The sequence below is a fragment of the Sphingobium sp. B2D3C genome (genome assembly GCF_025961835.1).
Lineage (GTDB): Bacteria > Pseudomonadota > Alphaproteobacteria > Sphingomonadales > Sphingomonadaceae > Sphingobium.
Window position 1 is genome coordinate 1,767,854 of record NZ_JAOQOK010000001.1, and the last position, 19,643, is coordinate 1,787,496.

21 protein-coding genes and 1 tRNA gene are annotated in these 19,643 nt (G+C 65.8%); 8 read left to right on the plus strand and 14 right to left on the minus strand.

Going from position 1 to position 19,643, the window contains the following annotated elements:
* Positions 1–26: 26 nt before the first annotated feature.
* Both M2339_RS08225 and M2339_RS08230 read right to left on the minus strand, forming a co-directional pair.
* Positions 27–617 carry a PAS domain-containing protein gene (locus M2339_RS08225; RefSeq protein ID WP_264586943.1) on the minus strand — a complete coding sequence of 197 codons (591 nt, stop codon included), beginning with the start codon at positions 615–617 and terminating at the stop codon, positions 27–29.
* A 154-nt stretch (positions 618–771) separates the two neighbouring features.
* Positions 772–1,782 (minus strand): alpha/beta hydrolase, encoded by a 1,011-nt coding sequence (locus M2339_RS08230; RefSeq protein WP_264586942.1) that lies wholly within the window; start codon positions 1,780–1,782, stop codon positions 772–774.
* Between the two features lie 262 nt (positions 1,783–2,044).
* Between M2339_RS08230 and M2339_RS08235 the strand changes: the two genes are divergently transcribed.
* The 4 genes from M2339_RS08235 to M2339_RS08250 all read left to right on the plus strand — a co-directional run bounded on the left by M2339_RS08235 (position 2,045) and on the right by M2339_RS08250 (position 6,706).
* Positions 2,045–3,313 (plus strand): MFS transporter, encoded by a 1,269-nt coding sequence (locus M2339_RS08235; protein ID WP_264586941.1) that lies wholly within the window; start codon positions 2,045–2,047, stop codon positions 3,311–3,313.
* Positions 3,314–3,429: 116 nt separating this feature from the next.
* Positions 3,430–4,440 carry a LacI family DNA-binding transcriptional regulator gene (locus M2339_RS08240; RefSeq protein ID WP_264576094.1) on the plus strand — a complete coding sequence of 337 codons (1,011 nt, stop codon included), beginning with the start codon at positions 3,430–3,432 and terminating at the stop codon, positions 4,438–4,440.
* Positions 4,441–4,693: 253 nt separating this feature from the next.
* Positions 4,694–5,809: a glycoside hydrolase family 68 protein gene (locus M2339_RS08245; protein WP_264586940.1), complete on the plus strand. Its 1,116-nt coding sequence runs from the start codon at positions 4,694–4,696 to the stop codon at positions 5,807–5,809.
* 3 nt (positions 5,810–5,812) lie between these two features.
* Positions 5,813–6,706, plus strand: coding sequence for an ROK family protein (locus tag M2339_RS08250; RefSeq protein ID WP_264586939.1), 894 nt, complete (start codon positions 5,813–5,815; stop codon positions 6,704–6,706).
* A gap of 92 nt (positions 6,707–6,798) precedes the next feature.
* Here the strand turns inward: M2339_RS08250 and M2339_RS08255 are convergent.
* Positions 6,799–6,873, minus strand: a tRNA-Gln gene (locus tag M2339_RS08255).
* A 180-nt stretch (positions 6,874–7,053) separates the two neighbouring features.
* Here M2339_RS08255 and M2339_RS08260 point away from each other — a divergent pair.
* Positions 7,054–7,554: a MarR family winged helix-turn-helix transcriptional regulator gene (locus M2339_RS08260; RefSeq protein WP_264569947.1), complete on the plus strand. Its 501-nt coding sequence runs from the start codon at positions 7,054–7,056 to the stop codon at positions 7,552–7,554.
* A 4-nt stretch (positions 7,555–7,558) separates the two neighbouring features.
* On the opposite strand, the gene M2339_RS08265 is transcribed toward M2339_RS08260, so the two are convergent.
* From M2339_RS08265 to M2339_RS08290, 6 genes are all read right to left on the minus strand, one after another.
* The gene (locus tag M2339_RS08265) at positions 7,559–8,398 is read right to left on the minus strand and encodes a pyrroline-5-carboxylate reductase family protein (RefSeq protein ID WP_264588594.1); all 840 of its coding nucleotides are present in this window, start codon (positions 8,396–8,398) and stop codon (positions 7,559–7,561) included.
* Positions 8,385–8,891, minus strand: a complete 507-nt coding sequence (locus M2339_RS08270) for a YbjN domain-containing protein (protein ID WP_181559260.1) — start codon at positions 8,889–8,891, stop codon at positions 8,385–8,387. The genes M2339_RS08265 and M2339_RS08270 overlap by 14 nt, the downstream gene beginning before the upstream one ends.
* A 187-nt stretch (positions 8,892–9,078) precedes the next feature.
* Positions 9,079–9,357 carry an accessory factor UbiK family protein gene (locus M2339_RS08275; protein WP_264569945.1) on the minus strand — a complete coding sequence of 93 codons (279 nt, stop codon included), beginning with the start codon at positions 9,355–9,357 and terminating at the stop codon, positions 9,079–9,081.
* Positions 9,358–9,395: 38 nt separating this feature from the next.
* Positions 9,396–9,944 (minus strand): TspO/MBR family protein, encoded by a 549-nt coding sequence (locus M2339_RS08280; protein WP_264569944.1) that lies wholly within the window; start codon positions 9,942–9,944, stop codon positions 9,396–9,398.
* Between the two features lie 114 nt (positions 9,945–10,058).
* Positions 10,059–10,802: a TlyA family RNA methyltransferase gene (locus M2339_RS08285; RefSeq protein ID WP_264586938.1), complete on the minus strand. Its 744-nt coding sequence runs from the start codon at positions 10,800–10,802 to the stop codon at positions 10,059–10,061.
* A 2-nt stretch (positions 10,803–10,804) separates the two neighbouring features.
* Positions 10,805–12,916 (minus strand): protein-disulfide reductase DsbD family protein, encoded by a 2,112-nt coding sequence (locus tag M2339_RS08290; protein ID WP_264606292.1) that lies wholly within the window; start codon positions 12,914–12,916, stop codon positions 10,805–10,807.
* Between the two features lie 93 nt (positions 12,917–13,009).
* Here M2339_RS08290 and M2339_RS08295 point away from each other — a divergent pair, with 93 nt between their 5' ends.
* From M2339_RS08295 to M2339_RS08305, 3 genes are read left to right on the plus strand one after another with little or no spacing between them, the layout of a single operon-like run.
* The gene (locus M2339_RS08295) at positions 13,010–14,704 is read left to right on the plus strand and encodes an alkaline phosphatase family protein (protein WP_264586936.1); all 1,695 of its coding nucleotides are present in this window, start codon (positions 13,010–13,012) and stop codon (positions 14,702–14,704) included.
* Between the two features lie 53 nt (positions 14,705–14,757).
* Positions 14,758–15,708: an SDR family oxidoreductase gene (locus M2339_RS08300; RefSeq protein ID WP_264586935.1), complete on the plus strand. Its 951-nt coding sequence runs from the start codon at positions 14,758–14,760 to the stop codon at positions 15,706–15,708.
* Positions 15,705–16,109, plus strand: a complete 405-nt coding sequence (locus tag M2339_RS08305; protein WP_264572476.1) for a nuclear transport factor 2 family protein — start codon at positions 15,705–15,707, stop codon at positions 16,107–16,109. Before M2339_RS08300 ends, M2339_RS08305 begins: the two co-directional genes overlap by 4 nt.
* Before the next feature lie 18 nt (positions 16,110–16,127).
* Here M2339_RS08305 and M2339_RS08310 read toward each other — a convergent pair whose 3' ends face one another.
* From M2339_RS08310 to M2339_RS08330, 5 genes are all read right to left on the minus strand, one after another.
* Positions 16,128–16,361: a hypothetical protein gene (locus M2339_RS08310; RefSeq protein ID WP_181559252.1), complete on the minus strand. Its 234-nt coding sequence runs from the start codon at positions 16,359–16,361 to the stop codon at positions 16,128–16,130.
* The gene (locus M2339_RS08315) at positions 16,358–16,564 is read right to left on the minus strand and encodes a hypothetical protein (RefSeq protein ID WP_264572475.1); all 207 of its coding nucleotides are present in this window, start codon (positions 16,562–16,564) and stop codon (positions 16,358–16,360) included. Before M2339_RS08315 ends, M2339_RS08310 begins: the two co-directional genes overlap by 4 nt.
* A gap of 156 nt (positions 16,565–16,720) precedes the next feature.
* On the minus strand, positions 16,721–17,218 hold the full coding sequence (locus M2339_RS08320; protein WP_181559250.1) for a DUF3237 domain-containing protein: 498 nt from the start codon (positions 17,216–17,218) through the stop codon (positions 16,721–16,723).
* A gap of 17 nt (positions 17,219–17,235) precedes the next feature.
* Entirely contained in the window at positions 17,236–18,117 is an 882-nt protein-coding gene (locus M2339_RS08325) for a hypothetical protein (RefSeq protein WP_264586934.1), read from the minus strand.
* Positions 18,118–18,128: 11 nt separating this feature from the next.
* On the minus strand, positions 18,129–19,607 hold the full coding sequence (locus tag M2339_RS08330) for an aldehyde dehydrogenase (protein WP_264586933.1): 1,479 nt from the start codon (positions 19,605–19,607) through the stop codon (positions 18,129–18,131).
* Between the last annotated feature and the right edge of the window lie 36 nt (positions 19,608–19,643).

The window sequence follows — 19,643 nt, forward strand, 5'->3', positions numbered from 1 at the left end:
TCTTGAAGCCGGGGCTGATCGCGAGATCAGTAACCGGCTTCGACAGCCAGCCGGATGGCATCCGCCCCGGTTCGGACGCCCAGCGCCTGAAACAGCGCGGCGCGGTGCATTTTCACGGTCCGCTCACTCAGCCCCAAGTCGAATGCGATCTGCTTGTTGAGCTTGCCCGCCGACATCAGCACCAGGATTCGTCTTTGCCGTTCTGTGAGGGCTGAGACGCGCGCGGTGGCCATGCCCTTGCGGCTGTCCGGCCCGGCGGATGCCACGGCCGCAACCTCGACCTGAGACCCCAGAAAATACTCAAGCCCGCCATCGCTATCGAACATCGGCGCGATCATCACCGCGTTTCGGAACGGCGAGCCATCCTTGCGATAATTGGTGATCTCCACAATGGCCGGCTTCTTCTGCCGGATAGCCGAGCGCAGCAATTCGCTCGATGCGGCTTCCGTTTCGGCCCCGTGCAGGAAGCGGCAATTCCGCCCGAGAATTTCCGCGCGGCTATAGCCGGTAAGACGCAGAAACGCCTCATTGCAGGCGATGATGGGATTATCGGGCAGCCGGGGATTGCTGATCACCGCTGCGGTCGAACTGGCATCGATGATGTCGCTTATCGCCATGCCAACAGCGATATCAAAAGCCGTACGCACCGCCAAGGTCTGGCGGGAGAATGGTGGTGTCCGGACGCGTTTTATTGCGCGCCTCATCGCAGTCTTTTAGCCCGCCAGCCCCGGTCCCCTCCTCTGAAGAAGAGGGGCCAGCTGCGAGCCTTCCTCAGCCCTCCGGCCGGGCGTGCCGATCCAGAAAGGCCACGAAAAGCCCCAGCCACTGGCGGACCGGCAGTTGCGGCCAGCCCAGCCCGAAACCGTGGCCGCCTTCCTCGAAGAAATGCGCCTCCACCGGCCGCCCCGCGACACGCAGCGCCTGCAGCATCTCCAGACTGTTCGACGGCGGCACCGCCGGATCGTCGAGCGCGTGCATCAAGAACGTGGGCGGCGTCTGCGACCCGACATGGGCGGCCGGCGAGCGCCGGGCGACCAGTGCGGGATCGGGCTTCTCACCCAGCAGATATTTGCGCGAATCCGCGTGGGTATCCGGCATGCGCATGCTGATGACCGGATAGATCAGCCCGGCAGTGCGCGGCCTCGCGTCGAGCCGGTCGATGGCATCGCGCGGGGCGTAAACCGGCTGCGCGAAATCGGTGACCAGGGTCGCCGCCAGATGCCCGCCGGCCGAGAAGCCGAGCACCGACACCTGATTAGGATCGATGCCATAGGTCCCGGCCATCGACTTGATGAGCCGCATGGCGCGCTGCGCATCCTGCAGCGGCACGTCGGACCGGTTGGTCCAGCCCTCCCCCGGCAGCCGGTGGACGAGGACGAAGACGGTATAGCCCTGCGCTGCAAGCGCCTGCCCGACCTCCGCCCCTTCGTTGTCGATGGAAATGAAGATGTAGGCACCGCCGGGAATGACCAGCACCGCACGGCCATTGGACTTGGCCGGGCGGAAGACGCGCAGATAGGGCTTGTCGACATTGTGCATGAAGACCGGCGGCGCCTTGTCCATCGGCAGAGGACGTGCAGAAAAGCCGTTCTCGGGCGGCGCGCCCGTCCACAGGTCGATGGTCGGCGCGGCAGTCCAGGAAGGCGGAATGACGCGAGGCGGCATCCCAACCGGCGGCTGGGCAGCGGCCATCGGCGCGCTTGCTACGCCGACCACAGCGGCCGCGATGCCCGCTGCCGCCAGAAAGCCCCTGCGATCCAGTGCGCCGTCTTCCTTTGCCATCAGTCCTGTCCCATCATCGTCGCCTGCTGAGCCGGCTTATGTTCACATCGCCGCAGACACTAGCGGTAATCGATTGCATTGCAAGCCGTCCGGCTAGTGGCGGCCGCCCCCTCAATCTGCCGATATTGAGCCAATCGACATTGCGAAAGCAATCGATTACAGCATGCCCTCATTCGCCGCGCGTTGCTGCGGAATGATAATCTGCACGCAGCCTGGTTCGACCGACGCTGCGATGGAACAATAAGGCCGAGAGGATCGCGAAGTGACGGAACGCCCCCACATCCAGCCGAGCAACGCATCGGCCCTGCTGAAATGGCTGGTCTTCCTGATGTTCGCGATGTTCGCGATGACCACCGATTCGGTCGGTACAGTAATTCCGCAGATTATCCGCGAGTTCAATCTGGGCATGACGGCTGCCGGATCGTTCCAATATGCGACGATGTCCGGCATCGCTATTTCGGCCATTTCGCTCGGCTTTCTGGCAGACCGCATCGGCCGTAAGGCGACGATCCTGATCGGCCTGACGCTCTTTGGCCTCAGTTCAATCGCCTTCGCAGCCGGACACGACTTCCTGTTTTTCGTCGCCTTGCTGTTCATATCCGGCATCGGCATCGGCATCTTCAAGGCCGGCGCGCTCGCGCTGATCGGCGACATCTCCCGCTCGACGCGCGAGCATTCGACGATCATGAATCTGGTCGAAGGCTTCTTCGGCGCCGGCGCGATTGTCGGCCCGGCCGTCGTCGCCTGGTCGCTGCAGGAAGGGTTGAGCTGGAAGTGGGTCTACTTCCTCGCCGCCGGCATCTGCGCCCTGCTCGTGCTGGGCGCATTCGGCGCGCGCTTCCCGACCCCGGTGCGGGCCGATGAAAAGCCTGCCGATCCGCGCGATGCTGCCCGGATGATGACCGATCCCACCGCCATGTTCTTCGCCACCGCCCTGATGCTGTATGTCGGCGCGGAAGCCGCCATCTACGTGTGGACGCCGACATTCCTCGCCAGTTACGAGGGCTCGAACGCGTGGCTCGCGGTCTATGCCGTCTCGATCTTCTTCGTGCTGCGGGCTGCCGGGCGTTTCCTCGGCGTGTGGCTGCTGGCCCGTTATGACTGGACCGCTGTGCTCGCCGTGTGCACCGTCGCAATGACGATCCTGTTCTGGATCGCCGTGCTGGGGGATCGGGGCGTCGCCATCTACGCCCTGCCAGCCACCGGCCTGTTCATGTCCGTGCTTTACCCCACGATCAACTCGACCGGCATCAGCTGCTTCGAGAAAGCGCGGCACGGCTCGGTTGCAGGGCTGCTGCTGTTCTTCACCTGCCTCAGCGCAGTCATCGCCCCGCTTGCGATGGCGCTGATCGGCGACGGGCTGGGTGACGCGCGCTACAGCATCGCGCTCGGTGCGCTGATGGCGACCGGCCTTGCCATCCAGTGCATCTGGAACTGGCGCAAGCAGCCGTTTGCGAGCCGTCTCGCCGAGCGCAACAGCGCCGATTACCGCAAGGAAGTCATCATCGGCGACACCGGCCCGACCGCCTGACGGGCCCTCCCGGCACGGACGCTGCGGCCCGCGCCGGAAAAATGCTTTGGCAAAACCCGCCTGCGCCCTAGAGATGCCATTTGTTTGGCCTTTGGATGCGAGAGGACACAGGAGCGTTGAAACCCAAGCAGGTTCGGACAATCTACGATCTGGCAGAGCTCGCCGGTGTCTCCGCCGCGACCGTCTCCCGCGCGCTGGCCGGCAAGGCCGTGGTCAATTCCGAGACTGCCGAGCGCATCCGCAAGCTGGCGCAACAGCATGGTTTTCAGCCGAGCCCACTGGCCCGCAACCTGCGGACGCGCAAGACCGGGGCGATCGGCGTGGTCATCCCGCTCGGCCATGAGCGCGCCCAGCATATCTCCGACCCCTTCTTCATGACGATCATCGGTTTCCTGGCCGATGAACTCACCGAGCGCGGCTTTGACCTTATGCTCTCGCGTGTCATCCCGGACCGGGACGACTGGCTGGAGGGCATCATCAAGACCGCGCGAGTGGATGGCCTCATCATCATTGGCCAGTCCGACCAGTCCGCCGTGCTCAACGCCGCCGCCGGCCATTATCTGCCGATGGTCGCCTGGGGCGCATTCACCCAGGGCCAAAGCCATTGCTCGGTCGGCACCGACAATTTCCTCGGCGGCCAGATGGCGATGCGCCATTTGATCGAACGCGGGTGCAAGCGCGTGGCGTTCCTCGGCAATCCCCGCGCCATCGAGATCGCCCAGCGCTTGCAGGGCGCACGCGCGGTGCAGCAGGATCACGCTGCGGACGTGATGCTGACCGAAGTGCCGACCCACCTCGCGCCGGAGCTCAGTGCGCCGGACATCAACGCCTATCTCGATCAGGTCGATCAACTGCCTGACGGCATTTTCGCGGCCTCGGACATGATTGCCCTCGCCGCCGTCCAGACCGTCATCAGCCGGGGCATGTCGATCCCCGACGATGTGCGAATCGTCGGCTTCGATGACCTCCCGATTGCGCAAAGCATCGTGCCGCCGCTGACCACGATCCATCAGGATATTGCCAGCGGCGCCACGCAGATGGTCGATTGCCTGCTCAAGCGCATTGAGGGCCGGCAGACCGGCTCGATCATTCTCAACCCGGCTCTGGTGGTGCGCGGCTCCACCTGACGGACCGATTTTCCGCTGCGACAGCCCTGTTCCAAAATGGTTGTAATCGATTGCCAATGGCGTATTGGTTGCGAGGACTTGAGGAACGGGGACAATGATCGAAATTCAGGCGCAATCGCGCGCATATTTGCAGCATGGCGCGAGGAGCCCATGGCCTTGCAACACAGTTGCGAACGCCTCCTTTCCGGACATCGCCTGCCCCGGCCTCCTGCGCACTCGCGCCCTCACCTTTCTCTGACCTAACTGGCTCTCCATGAACGATATCAGCACGACCCGCTGGACGGTCGAACAGCTTAATCACCTCAAACTGACCCCATCCTGCGTGGCGCCGCTCATCGGCGAGGCCGATGTGGCGCGTATCAGTGACGATGTGTGCGTGTGGGACGCCTGGCCCATCCTGCAGCGCGACGGTTCGCCGGCGCCGGCCGATCTTTGGATGGCGCTGGCCTCCCCCTGGTTTGCCGACCCTGATGAGCGTCACGGCCACGCCCGCATCCATTTATTCGAGCGACGGGGCGAGGATTGGCGGCATTATGGCCCGGTGATGCCGGACGGCTTTTCGCCCGGCAGCCGGGAATGGTCCGGCTCGGCCTATCTGGAGAATGACGGGCGCCGGTTGACGCTCTATTTCACCGCCGCCGGCTTTCGCGGTGAGAGCGAACTCAGCTTCGAGCAACGCCTGTTCGAGGTCGAGGCCGATCTGGTCGGCAAGGATGGCGGCTGGTCCGTCGAGAATTGCCGCAATCTGCGCGAATCCTTCCCGCGCGACCCGCGCTTTTATGCCGATCCGCTGTCGGCCGGTGGCGGCCTCGGCACCATCAAGGCCTTTCGCGATCCCGGCTATCTGCTCGATCCGGTGACCGGCGAGCATTGGCTGCTGTTCACCGGATCGCTGGCCACCTCGCAATCTGCCTATAATGGCGTGATCGGCGCGGCGCGCGCCAAGCCCGACGCCCTCGGCCAGTGGGAGGTGACCGCGCCGATCATCAGCGCCGATGGCCTCAACAATGAGCTGGAGCGGCCGCACATCGTGCTGGCCAATGGACTTTACTATCTGTTCTGGTCCACACAGACCCATGTGTTCAACCCGGAAGCCCCCCGCGCGCCGACCGGCCTGTACGGCATGGTGTCCGGGCAGATCACGCACGGGTGGAAACCCTTGAACGGTTCCGGCCTCGTCATCGCCAACCCGCCGGAAGCACCGCGTCAGGCTTATAGCTGGCTGGTGCTGCCCGATCTCTCCGTCACGGCCTTCGCGGACGATTGGGGCCGTGGCGAGGCTGCCGAAGGCGCCAAGCGCTTTGCCGGCACCTTCGCGCCGTTCCTTCGCCTCGCCTTGGATGGCGAGACGACGCGGATTATCGACTGAGCCATGTCGAGCGCGCGCCTTGCCGGGGTCGAGCTGGGTGGGACGAAGACCTTCGTCCTGCTCGCTCAAGGTGATCGCATCGTCGAGCGGGTTCGCATTCCGACCACCCAGCCGGACGAGACGCTGGCCGCCGCCAACGCACAATTGCGCGCTTGGCACGCGGATGCGCCAATCGCGGCGATCGGCATCGCATCTTTCGGCCCCATCGCTCTGTCCCGCAAATCCGATAATTTCGGCCATATGCTGCCCACTCCCAAGCCTGGCTGGGCGGGCGCCGACATTGCCGGCGGACTGACGCGCCGCATCGATTGCCCGATGGCCATCGACACGGATGTCAACGGCGCGGCCTTGGCTGAGCATCGCTGGGGCGGCGGCCGCGATCTCGATTGCTTTTGGTACATCACCATCGGCACCGGGCTCGGCGGCGGCCTGCTCGTTGACGGCAAGCCGGTGCACGGCGCCATGCACCCGGAAATCGGCCACATCCATGTGCGGCGCGCGGCAGGCGACAGCTTTGCCGGGGCCTGCCCCTTCCATGGCGATTGCATCGAAGGACTGGTGAGCGGCCCCGCCCTCGCCGCCCGCTTCGGCACGAATCCCGAGCATGTCGCCGATGACGATCCGCGCTGGAATTTCGTGGCGTCAGACCTCGCGCAACTAGCCGCCACATTGTTCCTCACCACGGCTGCGGAGCGCATCCTGCTGGGCGGCACCGTCGCCACCAGCCGCGCTGCGCTCCTGCCAGCCGTGCGCACCACATTGCTGCGAGATCTGGGCGGCTATCTGCCCTTCCTGACGCAGGAGACGGTCGAGCAACGTTTGTGCCTCGCAGGCCTCGGCGACGAAGCCGGCCCGCTGGGCGCCATCGCGCTGGCCATGGCCGCGCTGCAGGGCTGAGCTTCCGACGGAGCGCTTGCGCCGCGCAATGACGCCGGCGCGGCGTTCGCTTGCCGCATTGGCGCTTCACATATGAACTGATCTGGAAAATATGGCTGGGGCGGGAGGATTCGAACCTCCGCATGGCGGTACCAAAAACCGCTGCCTTACCGCTTGGCTACGCCCCAGCATCGCGCGCTGCGAGCGGCCCATATACAGGGCCGGGCGCAAATGCCAAGCGGGAGAAACGGTGGTTTGGCGATCTCTTTCGGTGAACATCCTCCCCTTGCGCGCCCTGCCTGTTAAAGGAGCGAACGGGGTGCGGAACGAAGTTCCATCGCCTGCCCACAGGCCTTATGAAACGGCGCATGAGCAACGCCCCATCCAGTCCCGCAGCCTCCCCCCTGTTCCTGCGCGAGGAGGAAATCCGTCGCGGGATCGAGCTGCTGCAATTTGGTCATATGGCGTTCGCACAGGCCATGGACCCAATTCTGGATGAGCATCGGCTCGGCCGCGCGCATCAACGGGCGCTCTACTTCATCGCGCGGCGGCCCAATCTCAGTGTGTCGGCGCTCATCGCGCTGCTGGGCGTGACCAAGCAGTCGCTGGGGCGCGTGCTCGATGAGCTGATCGAGCGCGAGTTGCTCGTCGTCAACAAAGGCGACCGCGACCGCCGTCAGAAGCTGCTGAAACTGACGCCTGGCGGGCAGGCCATCGAGCAGGCGTTGTTCGATGCCGTGCGCGAGCGGTTTGCAGCGGCCTATTCGGCAGCGGGGCAATCCTCCGTCACCGGCTTCTGGCGGGTGCTGGAAAGCCTGCTCGATCCTGAAACGCAGCGACTGGTCGCCGCCCTGCAAATCGCGCGCTGACGGTTCAGCTGGCCTTGGTGGACAAGGCAGCGAGAACTGCACCCCGGTCCCGCGCAGCCTTCAGCGTCTCCATGACGAGCGGAGCGAGGCCGTCAGACCGATCCAGCACGTCCAGCCCTTCGCGGGTCATGCCGCCCTTGCTTGCCACCGCATCCGCCAGATCGGCGGGCGGGCGATCCGCCGCCGCTGCGCTCAACGCGGCGCCTTCCACGGTCTTGAGCGCCATGCGCGCGGCCGCATCCGGCGCGAGGCCGAGTTCGGCGCCGGCGTCAGCCAACGCATCGATGAAGCGATAGACGAAGGCCGGGCCGCAGCCTGCGAGCGCTGTCGCGGCATCGAACAGTTGCTCATCGTCCAGCCATTCGACCAGACCAAGGCGACTGCACATGGCACCGACCAGATCGCGCGCCCGTCCGTCAGCCGCGTCTTCCACCTTGAGAATACTGACACCCTTGCCGACCCGAACGGGCAGATTGGGCATGCACCGGACAATCGACTGGACGGCCGGGAAAGCACCCCGAATGCGCGCGATCGGCACGCCGGCGAGGATCGAAAGCAGTGCCGTCTCAGGCCCAAGAAGCGGTGCCGTTGCCCCGGCGACGTCCGCCAGCTGCTGCGGCTTGCAGCCGAGCATCACCAGCGTGTCACCCTCCACCGGCCCATCGAGCGCGGTCAGAACCCGCACGCCCGGCGCAACCGCCTTGCCGCTGGGGCGCACGACCGTCACGCGCTCCGCGGGCAGGCCCTCGTCGAGCCAGCGCAGCAGCATGGCCCCGGCCATGTTGCCGCAACCCAGCAGAAGAAGGTGCGAAGGCCACATCGGGCCAGCCTCAGGCTTCGCCATGCGTCTCGATCAGGCTGGCGGCCATGGCTTCAGCGGGATTCTTGCCGCCCCACAGCACGAACTGGAAGACGGGGTAGAAGCGCTCGCACTCGTCGATTGCGCTTTCCACCAGCAACTGCGCCTGATCGAGCGTCAGCGATCCGCTGGGGCCGAGCAAGGCGCCATGACGGAACAGCAGCGTGCTACTCGCCGACCACAGCTCGAAATGGCCCAGCCAAAGCTGCTCGTTGATAAGGGCGATGGTTTCGCAGATCGCCAGACGCTTATCATCGGCGACGCGAATGTCCGGCAGCACGAGAAGCTGCAGCACCATGTCATCGTCACGCCAGATCGCCCGGACCTCATATTCGGTCCAGCTGCCACGATGGCGAGCGACCAGCTCGTCCTCGCCGACATGCTCGAAGGGCCAGTCATGCGCCTCGAAATAGGCCGCCAGCATGTCGATCGGCTCGGCTTCCTGCTCGCCGCCTGTAAATTCATCCCGGTCGATCATACTCAAAAACCGTCAGTCCACTTCCTGTAACGGCCTGCGCCGTCCTGCCCCTGCTGGACAGCCCTTCGTAGCACGACACAGCGCAACCGGAAAGGCAGGCGGCGGCGAAGCCGCGCCCAACCTGTCCGGAATGCGATATGTTGCTGTGAATAAGTTGTGGATAAATGCGGGATAGCCGGTCGAAAACTCAGCTTGCGGCCTTGTCCGACGGCTTGCCGGCCTTGGACGCACCGCCCTCCAGCGCAGCCAGCCGCGCCTCGAGTGCTTCGACCTGCTCACGCGCCTGCGCAGCCATGGCCTTGACCGCCTCGAACTCTTCGCGGCTTACGAAATCGAGCCCGCCGATCCACTCGCGCGCGCGCTCCCGGGCGTTGCTCTCAAACTCGCGCCCCACCCCAGCAACGGTCCCGGCCGCGCCGTTGATGATCTTGGACAGGTCGTCGAAAAAGCGGTTTTCACTTTGCATGGGTCTGATCCTTCGCCGCCGCTAATGGCGGCCATCGCCTAGATTTGGGTACGCACGGCGGCCGGAACAAGGGTTTCGGCATCCGGGTTCATCCGGTCGATATCGAAGGCGAGCCCGCTCGCAAAGCCCAACCAGCAAAGATAGGGCACCATCAGCCACGCCGCGACAGACCGAATCCGCCCGAAGAGGATCGTGGTGATCGTCGCCAGCACGAGAATGACGAGGATCAGATAGAAAGCCAGCGTCGCCTGATGCGCGCCGAAGAACAAGGGCGACCAGACGAGGTTGATGCAGAGCTGGACGATGAAGAGCGTGATGGCAAGCCCCCGCCCCCTCGCGCCGCGCGCGTGAAGGATCATCGCCAGCGCCAGGGCCATGAGCAGATAGAGGGTCGGCCACACCGTGCCGAACACCCAGCCGGGCGGCACCAATGCCGGTTTGCTCAGCGCATCGAACCAGCGATTGTCATAACCGCTGTTGGACAGATAGCCCGACACAAAGCCGAGAAACTCGATGGCGGGGATGGTGACAAGCGCCCAGCGGAGGAAGGACATCCGCAACTGACTTCGCGATGCAATCTGGTTCACGCGCGCTCCCACTTCATGCCGAATCCCCACAGCGTTGACATGACTTTAACGATGGCGTTGCGCCGCGCCAGCCCTTCCCGCATGCCGATTGCACGGGAGAGGATCGCGCCTGCTTCATCCTGGCACGCGTGCGCCGGCAATCAGGAACTCCACATTGCCTTCCGGCCCCGTGATCGGGCTGGTGGTGAGGCCGGTGACCTGCCATCCCGTTTGCGCCGCCAGCCAGGCCTCCACTTCCGCACAGACGCGGGCGTGAACCTCGGGATCGCGCACCACGCCGCCCTTGCCGACCTCTTCGCGCCCCGCCTCGAACTGCGGTTTGATGAGCGCGACGAGCCGGGCGGCTGGCGCCGCAAAGGTCAGCGGGCGCTCCAGCACCTTGGCGAGACTGATGAAGCTGGCATCGCAGACGATGATGTCCATCGGCTCGGGCACATGGGAGGCCGTCAGAATGCGCGCGCTGGTCTGCTCGTGGACGATGACGCGGGGGTCTTGCCGCAGCTTCCACGCAAGCTGGTTGGTGCCGCTGTCGATGGCGTAGACCCGCGCTGCGCCACGGGTGAGCAGAACGTCGGTAAAGCCGCCCGTGGAGCTGCCTACGTCCATTGCCACCAGCCCGGTCACATCGATGCCAAACGCCTCCAGCGCGTGCGCCAGCTTGAGGCCGCCACGCGAGACCCAGGGGTGATCCCGCCCCTTGAGGACGATCTCCGCCTCCTCCGGCACCGCCTGCCCCGCCTTGTCCACAGGCTTGTCGCCGACCAGCACATTGCCGCTCATGATGAGCGCCTGCGCGCGGGTGCGGCTCTCGGCAAGGCCGCGCTCGACGAGCAATTGATCGAGGCGCTTCTTGGCCATGGTCAACGTTTCGCCAAAGCGGTGAGCTTGCCGGATGTCAGCACTTGCGGGAGGACCTGCGGCGTCGCAGCGCCGGGTGCATAGAAGAGGTACAGAGGTACGCCCGAGCGGCCATGTGCTTCGAGGAAGCGACTGATCGCCGGGTCGGCATTGGTCCAGTCGCCGACCATAGGGGCAACCCCGCCCGCCTCGAAGGCCTCGCGCACCGCCTGCGTATCGATGGCATTGGCCTCATTGACCTTGCAGGTCAGGCACCAGTCCGCCGTGAAATAGAGGAAGACCGGCTTGTTCTGCGCCCGCAGCGCGGCCAGCCGGGCCTCGCTGAACGGCTCGCCCACCAGCCCTTCGCCCGCTACGGGACGATCCCCGCGCACCAGCGCAGGCGCGGCGATTGCAGCGCCGCTCAACAGCACGGCGACCAGCCCACCCAAGGCCCAGTTGACGCCACCGCCGGCGCGCTGGCGACGCCCCAGCAGCAGCAGGGCCAGGATCACGCCGCCCGCCAGCAGTACGCCTAACAGCACACCGCCGGCACCAAGCTGCCGCGAGAGCAGCCAGAGCAGTGCCAGCGCCGTCAGCCCCATCGGCACTGCCATGATGCGCCGGAAGCGCGTCATCCACGCGCCCGGGCGCGGCATCAGTCGGCGCAGTGCCGGAACCCAGGCAATGGCGATGAACGGCGATGCCAGACCAAGGCCGAGCCCGGCGAACACCGCCAGCGCCAGCGGCCAGGGCAGCACCAGCGCCGCGCCCATGGCGGCGCCCATGAACGGCCCGGTGCAGGGCGTCGCGACGAAGGCTGCCAGCGCGCCGGTCCAGAACGCGCCCGCCTGCCCGCCTTGCCCGGCCCGCCCCTGCCCGACCGAAAGCGAGGCGATCTCGAACCCGCCGAGAAGATTGAGCGCGATCGCCACCATCAGCATCAGCAGCACCGCGATCACGCGCGGGTCCTGCAACTGGAAGGCCCAGCCGACCTGCGTGCCGCCGGCCCGGATCGCCAGCATCAGCGCCCCGAGCGCGAGGCAGGTGACGAGAATGCCGGCGGTGTAAGCCAGCGCGTCGCGCCTGGCCTGCCGCTCATCCCCGCCCGCCTTGGCAAGGCTGATCGCCTTGAGGCTGAGAATCGGGAAAACGCACGGCATCACATTGAGGATCAGTCCGCCCAGAAAGGCGCCACCGAGGATCAGCAGGACCGCGCCAAGCCCGGTCTTCTCGGCCGGCGCGGCCGTCGTGGCGCCGTCCGGGGCCACCGTCAGTCGCTCTCCACCCTCGGGCACAGCACCGGGCGCAGCGCTAATCGCGAGCGCGACGCCGGGTGAAACCGCAAGCACGCCTTCCACCGCGCCGGGGACGGATGCGCCCTCGGCCAGCGCGACCTCGACCACCAGCCAGTCGCCCGCACGGCGGACGGCCTGCGGCTGGGCGTAGCGCACGACCTCCTGTGTCGTCGCAAAGAACCATGGCGCGCCCATTGGCGCCGCCTGCGGATAGGGCACCGCGATGCTCAGCGTCCCGCCGGCCACAGCATATCGCGCAGGCTGATCGAGCGGACGCGGGAGGGCCGCGCGAAATCCGTCGAAGATCTTGCGGGAGGCTGCCGTCGTAGCACCATCGCCAATGGTCAGCGTAGTCGCGATCTCGCCCTGCTCCGGCACGCAGATCGCGTCCGTGCAGGCCAGCCACCGCGCCGTGCCGCGCACCGGCAAGACGGTGCCAGCCGACAGGCCCGCAGGCACGGCAAGATCGACCAGCACCGCATAGTCATGCTCGTAGACATGGTTCATCAGCCCGGCGATCAGCAGCCGATCCGGCACCGGATAGCGGAAATCGCCGATCTTCAGGCCGCTGCCCGCCGGCAAATCCCACGCGACCTGCGTCCCCTGCCCGGCATCGCCCGGATTGCCCCAATAGCCATGCCAGCCGGCTTTGGGTTTCATCACGATAGCGAGCGTGACCGTGCTCCCGGCAGCCGGCCTATCCGTCTCGGCAACCAGGCTGGCCGTGATATTCGGCGCCCCGCGCTGCGCGAACGCGCCGCCGGCCGATGGCGCCGCAGATTGCGCAAAAGCCCCTGTCCCGACCAGCAGCGCCGCCAGTAGAACCCACGCGGTCATCAAAACGCCATTGAGCCGGCGCACAGGAAAAGCCATGAAACGGATCATTGGCCGTTCTGTAAGCGCGCGCCGCCCCGACCCCAAGGAGAATCTATGCGTTTCCCTGCTTGCCTGTGCCTTGCCGCAACGCTGGCCCTGAGTGGCCCGGCGCTGGCCCAGCCCGCGCAGACTCCAGCCGCGCCCGCTGCTCCCGCATCCGAGGCGCCGCAGAGCCCACCCAAGCTGCTCGTCGTCATCTCCGTCGATCAGTTCTCGACCGACCTGTTCGGCGCCTATCGCAGCGCCTTCACCGGCGGCTTGGCCCGCCTGCAGCAGGGCGTCGTCTTTCCCAATGGCTATCAGGGCCACGCCGCCACGGAGACCTGCCCGGGCCACTCGACCATCCTGACCGGTAGCCGCCCCGCCCGCACCGGCATCATCGGCAATGACTGGATCGACCAGAAGATCGCCCGTGCCGACAAGACGGTCTACTGCGCCGAAGACCCCGAGGTGCCCGGCACGAGCTCGCGGGATTATGCCCCGTCCGTGAAGATGCTCCGCGTGCCGACACTCGGCGGCTATATGAAGGCGCAGAACCCGGCGGCGAAGGTGGTGTCCGTCTCCGGAAAGGATCGCTCGGCGATCATGATGGGCGGGCCGGTGGTCGACCAAATCTGGTGGTGGGGCGGCAATGGCTTCACCAGCTATCGAGGAATGCCGCTGACGCCTCTGATCGAGCAGGTGAACGCCGGGGTGCGCAAGACCTTCGACCAGCCCCGCCCGGCGATGGACGTGCCCGCCTTCTGCAAGACCAATGACCGCGCCGTCCGCCTAACCGACACGCTCAGCGTCGGTGACGGGCATTTCGCCCGCGCCGGTGGCGATGTTCGCGCCTTCCGCACATCGCCGGAAGCCGATGCCGCCGTTCTGGCGCTCGCCGTCAAGCAGCTGGAGGCGCAGCAGCTCGGGCGCGGCGACACCACCGACCTGCTGATCGTCGGCCTCTCGGCCACCGACTATATCGGCCATAGCTACGGCAATCGCGGCGCGGAAATGTGCATCCAGATGTTCGCGCTGGACGATGCCCTCGCCAGCTTCCTGGATCGGCTGGATGCGACCGGCCTCGATTATATGGTGATGCTCACCGCCGACCATGGCGGGCCGGACATCCCCGAGCGGCTGCGCGAACAGGCCGTTGCCGACGCCGAGCGCGCGGACCCCGCCCTGTACCCGAGCGCGGTGAGTGCAGCGATCAGCGCGCGCACCGGCATCACCGTGCCGCAGGGTAACTTGCTGCTCGGCACCAATCCCTTTGGCGACATCTATGTGAATGCCGCCCTCACCGCCGCCCAGCGTACCCGCGTCATTGCCGAGGCCAAGGCGTTCTACGCCGCTCACCGGCAAGTCGAGGCCGTCTTCACCCGCAAGGATATCGAGGCCGCGCCGGCCCCCGCCGGATCGCCGGAAAGCTGGTCGCTCGCGACGATCGCCAAGGCGAGCTACGACCCCGAGCGCTCGGGCGATCTCGTCCTTCTGCTCAAGCCGCGCATCATGCCCATCGCGACGCCCGCGCCCGGCTATGTTTCGACCCACGGCAGCCCGTGGGGCTATGATCGCCGGGTGCCGATGCTGTTCTGGCGCAAGGGCCTGATGCACATGGAGCAGCCGCAAGCGGTGGAGACGGTGGATATCCTGCCCACGCTGGCCGCGCAGATCGGCGTCACCGTGCCGGCCGACCGGATCGATGGCCGCTGCCTCGATCTCGATCCCGGCCCGGCGACCCGTTGCCCTGCCCCGCAGGATCGCTAGACTGGCCTGAATCGGTCGCAACAAGCAGGACCGGATAAGGAGAGGCTACACGCATGTCAGGCAAGATCGTCATTACCGGTGCCTCAGGCCAATATGGCCGGGCCGCCACGGACCGGCTGATCGGGAAAGGGCTGGCAGACCAGCTCATCCTCATCAGCCGCTCGCCGGACAAACTGGCGGACCGCACCGCACAGGGCTGCGACGTGCGCTATGGCGATTATGACAAGCCCGCAACGCTGGCCGCCGCCGTGCAGGGCGCGGAGAAGATGCTGCTCATTTCCGGCACGCGGGTCGGCGCTCGCGTCGTCCAGCACAAGGCGGCGATCGATGCGGCAGCGACCGCCGGCGTCCGCCACATTCTCTACACCAGCTTCATCGGCATCGATGACCCGAACAACCCGGCGGAAGTGCGCCACGACCATATCGAGACGGAACAGGCGATGCGCGCCTCCGGCATGGCCTGGACGGCGCTGCGCGACGCGCATTATGCCGACGCCATGATCCTGATGGCCGGGCCGAACGTGCTGGCGACCGGCAAATGGTTCAGCAATGCCGGCGAGGGGCGCGAAGCCATGGTTTGGCGCGACGATTGCGTGGACTGTGCCGTCGCCGCGATGACCACGCCGGGCCATGAGAACAAGGTCTACAACATCACCGGGCCGGAGTTGCAGACCTTTGGCGAGGTTGCCGCGCTCATCACGCAGATCACGGGCTGCCCGGTGGAGCACATTCCCGTCGACGACGCGCAGCAATATGCCATCTTCGACAGCATGGGGATTCCGCGGCGCCCAGTCGATGACCAATATGTGAGCGGCATTCCCTGGAACAGCGACGATATGGTGACCTTCGGCCGCGCGATCCGCGAAGGCTATCTGGAATTGCGCACCGATGACGTGCAGACGTTGACCGGCCGCCCGGCCCGCTCCGTCCGCCAGATGATCGAGGAAAATCGCGCGATGCTGATTGAGGCCGCCCGTGGCGAGGCAGCGGCGCAACCGGCATGAACCGCGCCGATTACGAGCGGTATCTCGCGGCGTTCAATGCCAAGGATTATGACGCGGTCTGCGACTTTTATGCAGAGCCGATGGACATGCGCTTCTTCGGCGTCGCGCTGCAATCCCGCGAGGACATGAAGCGCTTCTACAGCTTCCTCCACGCCCATGTTCATGAGAGCGTGCGGGTGCTCAATTTCGCATCGAGCGACACCCTGACGGCCGTCGACGCCATCGTGCGCATCGAGGCCTATCGCGACCTCGACCGGGCGACGCTCGATGCCAATGGCGCGGGCGGGTTGTTCCCGATCAAGGCCGGCGAGGTGCAGGAGATGCGGCAGTTCATCTTCTACACCCTGCGCGACGGGCTGATTGTGGACGTCGCCTGCGCGCTGGCGCCGCCGCCCGGCTGACCGGCGCGGCAACCGGCTTTAGCGATAGGGCGACTGCGTGCGGCTCACATAGAGCGGCGAGCGCGCGACCGGGCCGCTGACGACCATCGCCTTCATGCCCTTGCGCACCTTGTCGGCATCGATGACATTGTTGAGAACCGCGCGCGTCTGGCCGCTGGGCAGTGGCTCGACTACCGAAAGGCCGATGCCAGCCTTGGCACAATAAGCCAGCACATCCGCTTCCGGGGCGGCGAGGATGACGACGCGGCTCATGCGGCGAGGCTCCCCTGCTGCGCGAACACCGCGCGCATCGCCGTGGCCGAGCGCAGACGGTAGGGATAGGGATGCGCCTTGATGCGGGCGGACACAGAGCATGCCGCTTCCCGCGCAGCATGATGGCGCTGGCTGCAGCCGGCGAACTGGGCATCGATCAGCGCGCGCTGCTGATCGTGCAAAAGGCGATTGAAATCTTCCATGAGCGTCTCCCGACACGGCAAGCGGGAGCACGACGGTCTCTCAGTTATCGCGACAGCTTGCGAGCAGGGTTCGCGCTAATGGCGTCGCCCTAGCAGCTAATGTGTCATCTGTCGCACGCAATCGCCTCGGCAACAGCCCAGCGCACCGCGCGCGGATCAGGTCAGCGCATAATAGCGCACCAGATTGCCATCCGGCTTGCGCTCGCCCACGCCCACGAAGACATGGCGGGTCATCCAGTCATATTTGCCCTTGCTCGTCTCGAAGGTCGGCTGCGCGCGCAGATAATAATCCTCATGCGCGACCGGCTCGCCGCCCTCGAAGGCCCAGGCGCGCAGCCTTGCCATGGAGTCCGGCTTGCGACCCCAGAGATAGCCCTTGTTCTGCATGTAGATGATCTCGCCATCGTCGGTTTCAAGCAGATAGCGGGCATCGAACACGGCGGTATCGTCATCGCGGAAATGGGCGTAATCGCCGCCGGAATTGGGCACGGCCCGCCCCCGCAGCCGCGGCCCCTCGAAATGCCCTTCATCCACGAGCACCGCCGAGCGGAAGCCGCCATTATGGACATTGGGCACGCCGAAGACCCGCGTGAACATGAGGCGGCACTCGAAGGCGAACTCAAGCACGGGCTGGTCGAGGGTCGAGAAGGACATGGCGGCTCCTTGGACGATCAGGCGGCGCGGGCGCCCGCGTCCGGGCGAGCATCCCACGGGCTGGGCATATGATAGGGCACGGTGATGAAATTCGCTTCGATCTGGCAGATCATGCCGTGATCGATCTTGAACAGCTCGGCGAGATAATAGCTATGCGGCCGGCGGATGTGCGAGCGGACCTGCGTGCCGTCGGTCAGCGTGTAATGATCCAGCCGCCCGCAATGATCGATGAAGCCATAGGCCAGCACCAGCCCCCGCTCCTCGTCCACCAGCGGAAAGCGGCGGCCGCGCAGGCGATCGTCATAGCGGTAATTGCCGGTGCGGAACTGCGCCTCGCACGGCAGGCCGGCAACCGGCACCAGCTTGGCGAACTCGGGATTGTTGGTGGTCTGCACGCCATTTTCGACGCGGTTGCAATCGGGGTGGAATTTCGTGCGGATCGTCCCGTCATTGCGCTGCAAGGTCTCGAAATAACCATCTGACAAGGCGATCATTTCCGCGCGGGAGACGGGCGCCTCGACGGCGGCATTGAGGATCGGCTTGTCGTAGAAGCGCTGGTTCTCGAACACCGGCGAGCTGTCCACCTGCCGCACCACGATGGTCTCGGCCTCCGCCACCCGGCCCGCCTCGTCCAGCCCGAGGCGCACGGTATACGCGCTCTCGTCCAGCGGCTCGACCGCCGTGCCGAAATAACCGACCTGTCGCGTCTGTTCATCGGCGAACATCAGGCGATAGTCGCCCAGCCGCTCGATGGTGCCCCACAAGCCATCGTCGGGCTTCAGGCGGACATTATTCTCGGTGATGAACGGGTCGGGCGCCCAGTTCACGGCGCCGGGGTCTTTGCGCCCCAGCGCCGCGAGATAGGCCTCCAGCGCGTCATATAGCGCCGCGCGGCTCATCCCCTTTTGGCTCACGCCGCGTTGACCGGCGCGTCCATGTACATGGCCTTGATCTCCAGATAGGCCATCAGCCCGTCCACGCCGCCTTCGCGGCCGATGCCGGACTGCTTGTAGCCACCGAAAGGCAGGCCCCAATCGACCTTCAGCCCGTTCTGGCCGATACCGCCGGTGCGGATGCGCCGGGCGACGTCGAACGCGGCCTGCGCATCCTTGGTCAGCACTGAGCCCGAGAGGCCGTAATTGCTGTCATTGGCGACGGCGATGGCCTCCTCCTCATTATCCACCGGGATGATGCTGAGGACCGGGCCGAAGATTTCCTCCTGGGCGATCCTCGACTTGTTATCGACATTCTTGAAGAGCGTTGGCTCGATGAAATAGCCCTGGTTGAGATGCTTGGGGCGGTTGCCACCGGTCACCAGATCGGCCGTCTTCTTGCCTTCCTCAATATAGCTTTCCACGCGCTCGAGCTGACGTTTCATCGCGAGCGGGCCGAGCTGCGTCGTCGGATCGTCCGAATAGCCGATCTTCACCTTCTGCATTTCCGTCGCAATGGCATCGGCAATCTCGTCCTGCCGGCCGCGCGGGACGATCAGCCGGCTGAGCATCGCGCAGACCTGCCCGGAGAGCAGGCTGATCGTCTGCGTCATCAGCTTGGCCGTCTCCTCGGCGGAGAAATCGTCGCGCACGATGGCAGCGGACTTACCGCCCAGCTCCAACGTGCAGCGCGCGATCCGCTCGCCGCACACGCTGGCGATGCGCTTGCCCGCGACGGTGGAACCGGTGAAGCTCACCTTGTCCACGCCGGGATTGCAGACGAGATGATCGCTCGCCTCGCGATGACCGCAGACGAGATTGACGACGCCCGCCGGCACGCCCGCCGCCTCGCACGCCTCGGCAATGATATAGGCCTCCAGCGGCGTCTCCGGCGAGGGCTTCATGATGACCGTGCAGCCCGTGATGAGCGCATTGGCGACCTTGGAGGCCATGATGCCATAAGGCCCGTTCCACGGCGCGATGGATGCGACCACGCCGACCGGCTCATAGACGAGATAGGCAGCGGCAGCGGCCTGCGTCTCGCGCTGCTGGACATACTGGAAGTTGGCACCCACCTCGCGAGTCTGATCGAACTGCATGGTTGCGCCGGCGACCATGCCGGGCGCGAAGCTCGCGAGGCCACCCATCTGCGCGGTCCAGGCCTTGGCCAACTCGCTCGCGCGGCTCTGCAGATGCGCAGTGATCTTCTTCATGATCTCGTTGCGCTCAGCAACGCTCATGCGCGGCCACGGACCGTGGTCGAAGGCAGCGCGGGCGGCGGCAACGGCAGCGTCCATGTCCGCCTCATCGGCTTCCGCCACGGCGCCGACCACCTGCTCGGTGTTCGGCGAAACCAGCTCGATGAACCGCCCGCTGTTAGGCGCGCGCCATTGCCCGTTGATCCAGACCTTGCCGGGCTCCTTCACGAACACGCCTTCGGGATTATGTCCTGCCACGCTCTCTCTCCTTCAATTCATAGCCCGGCGTCGCCG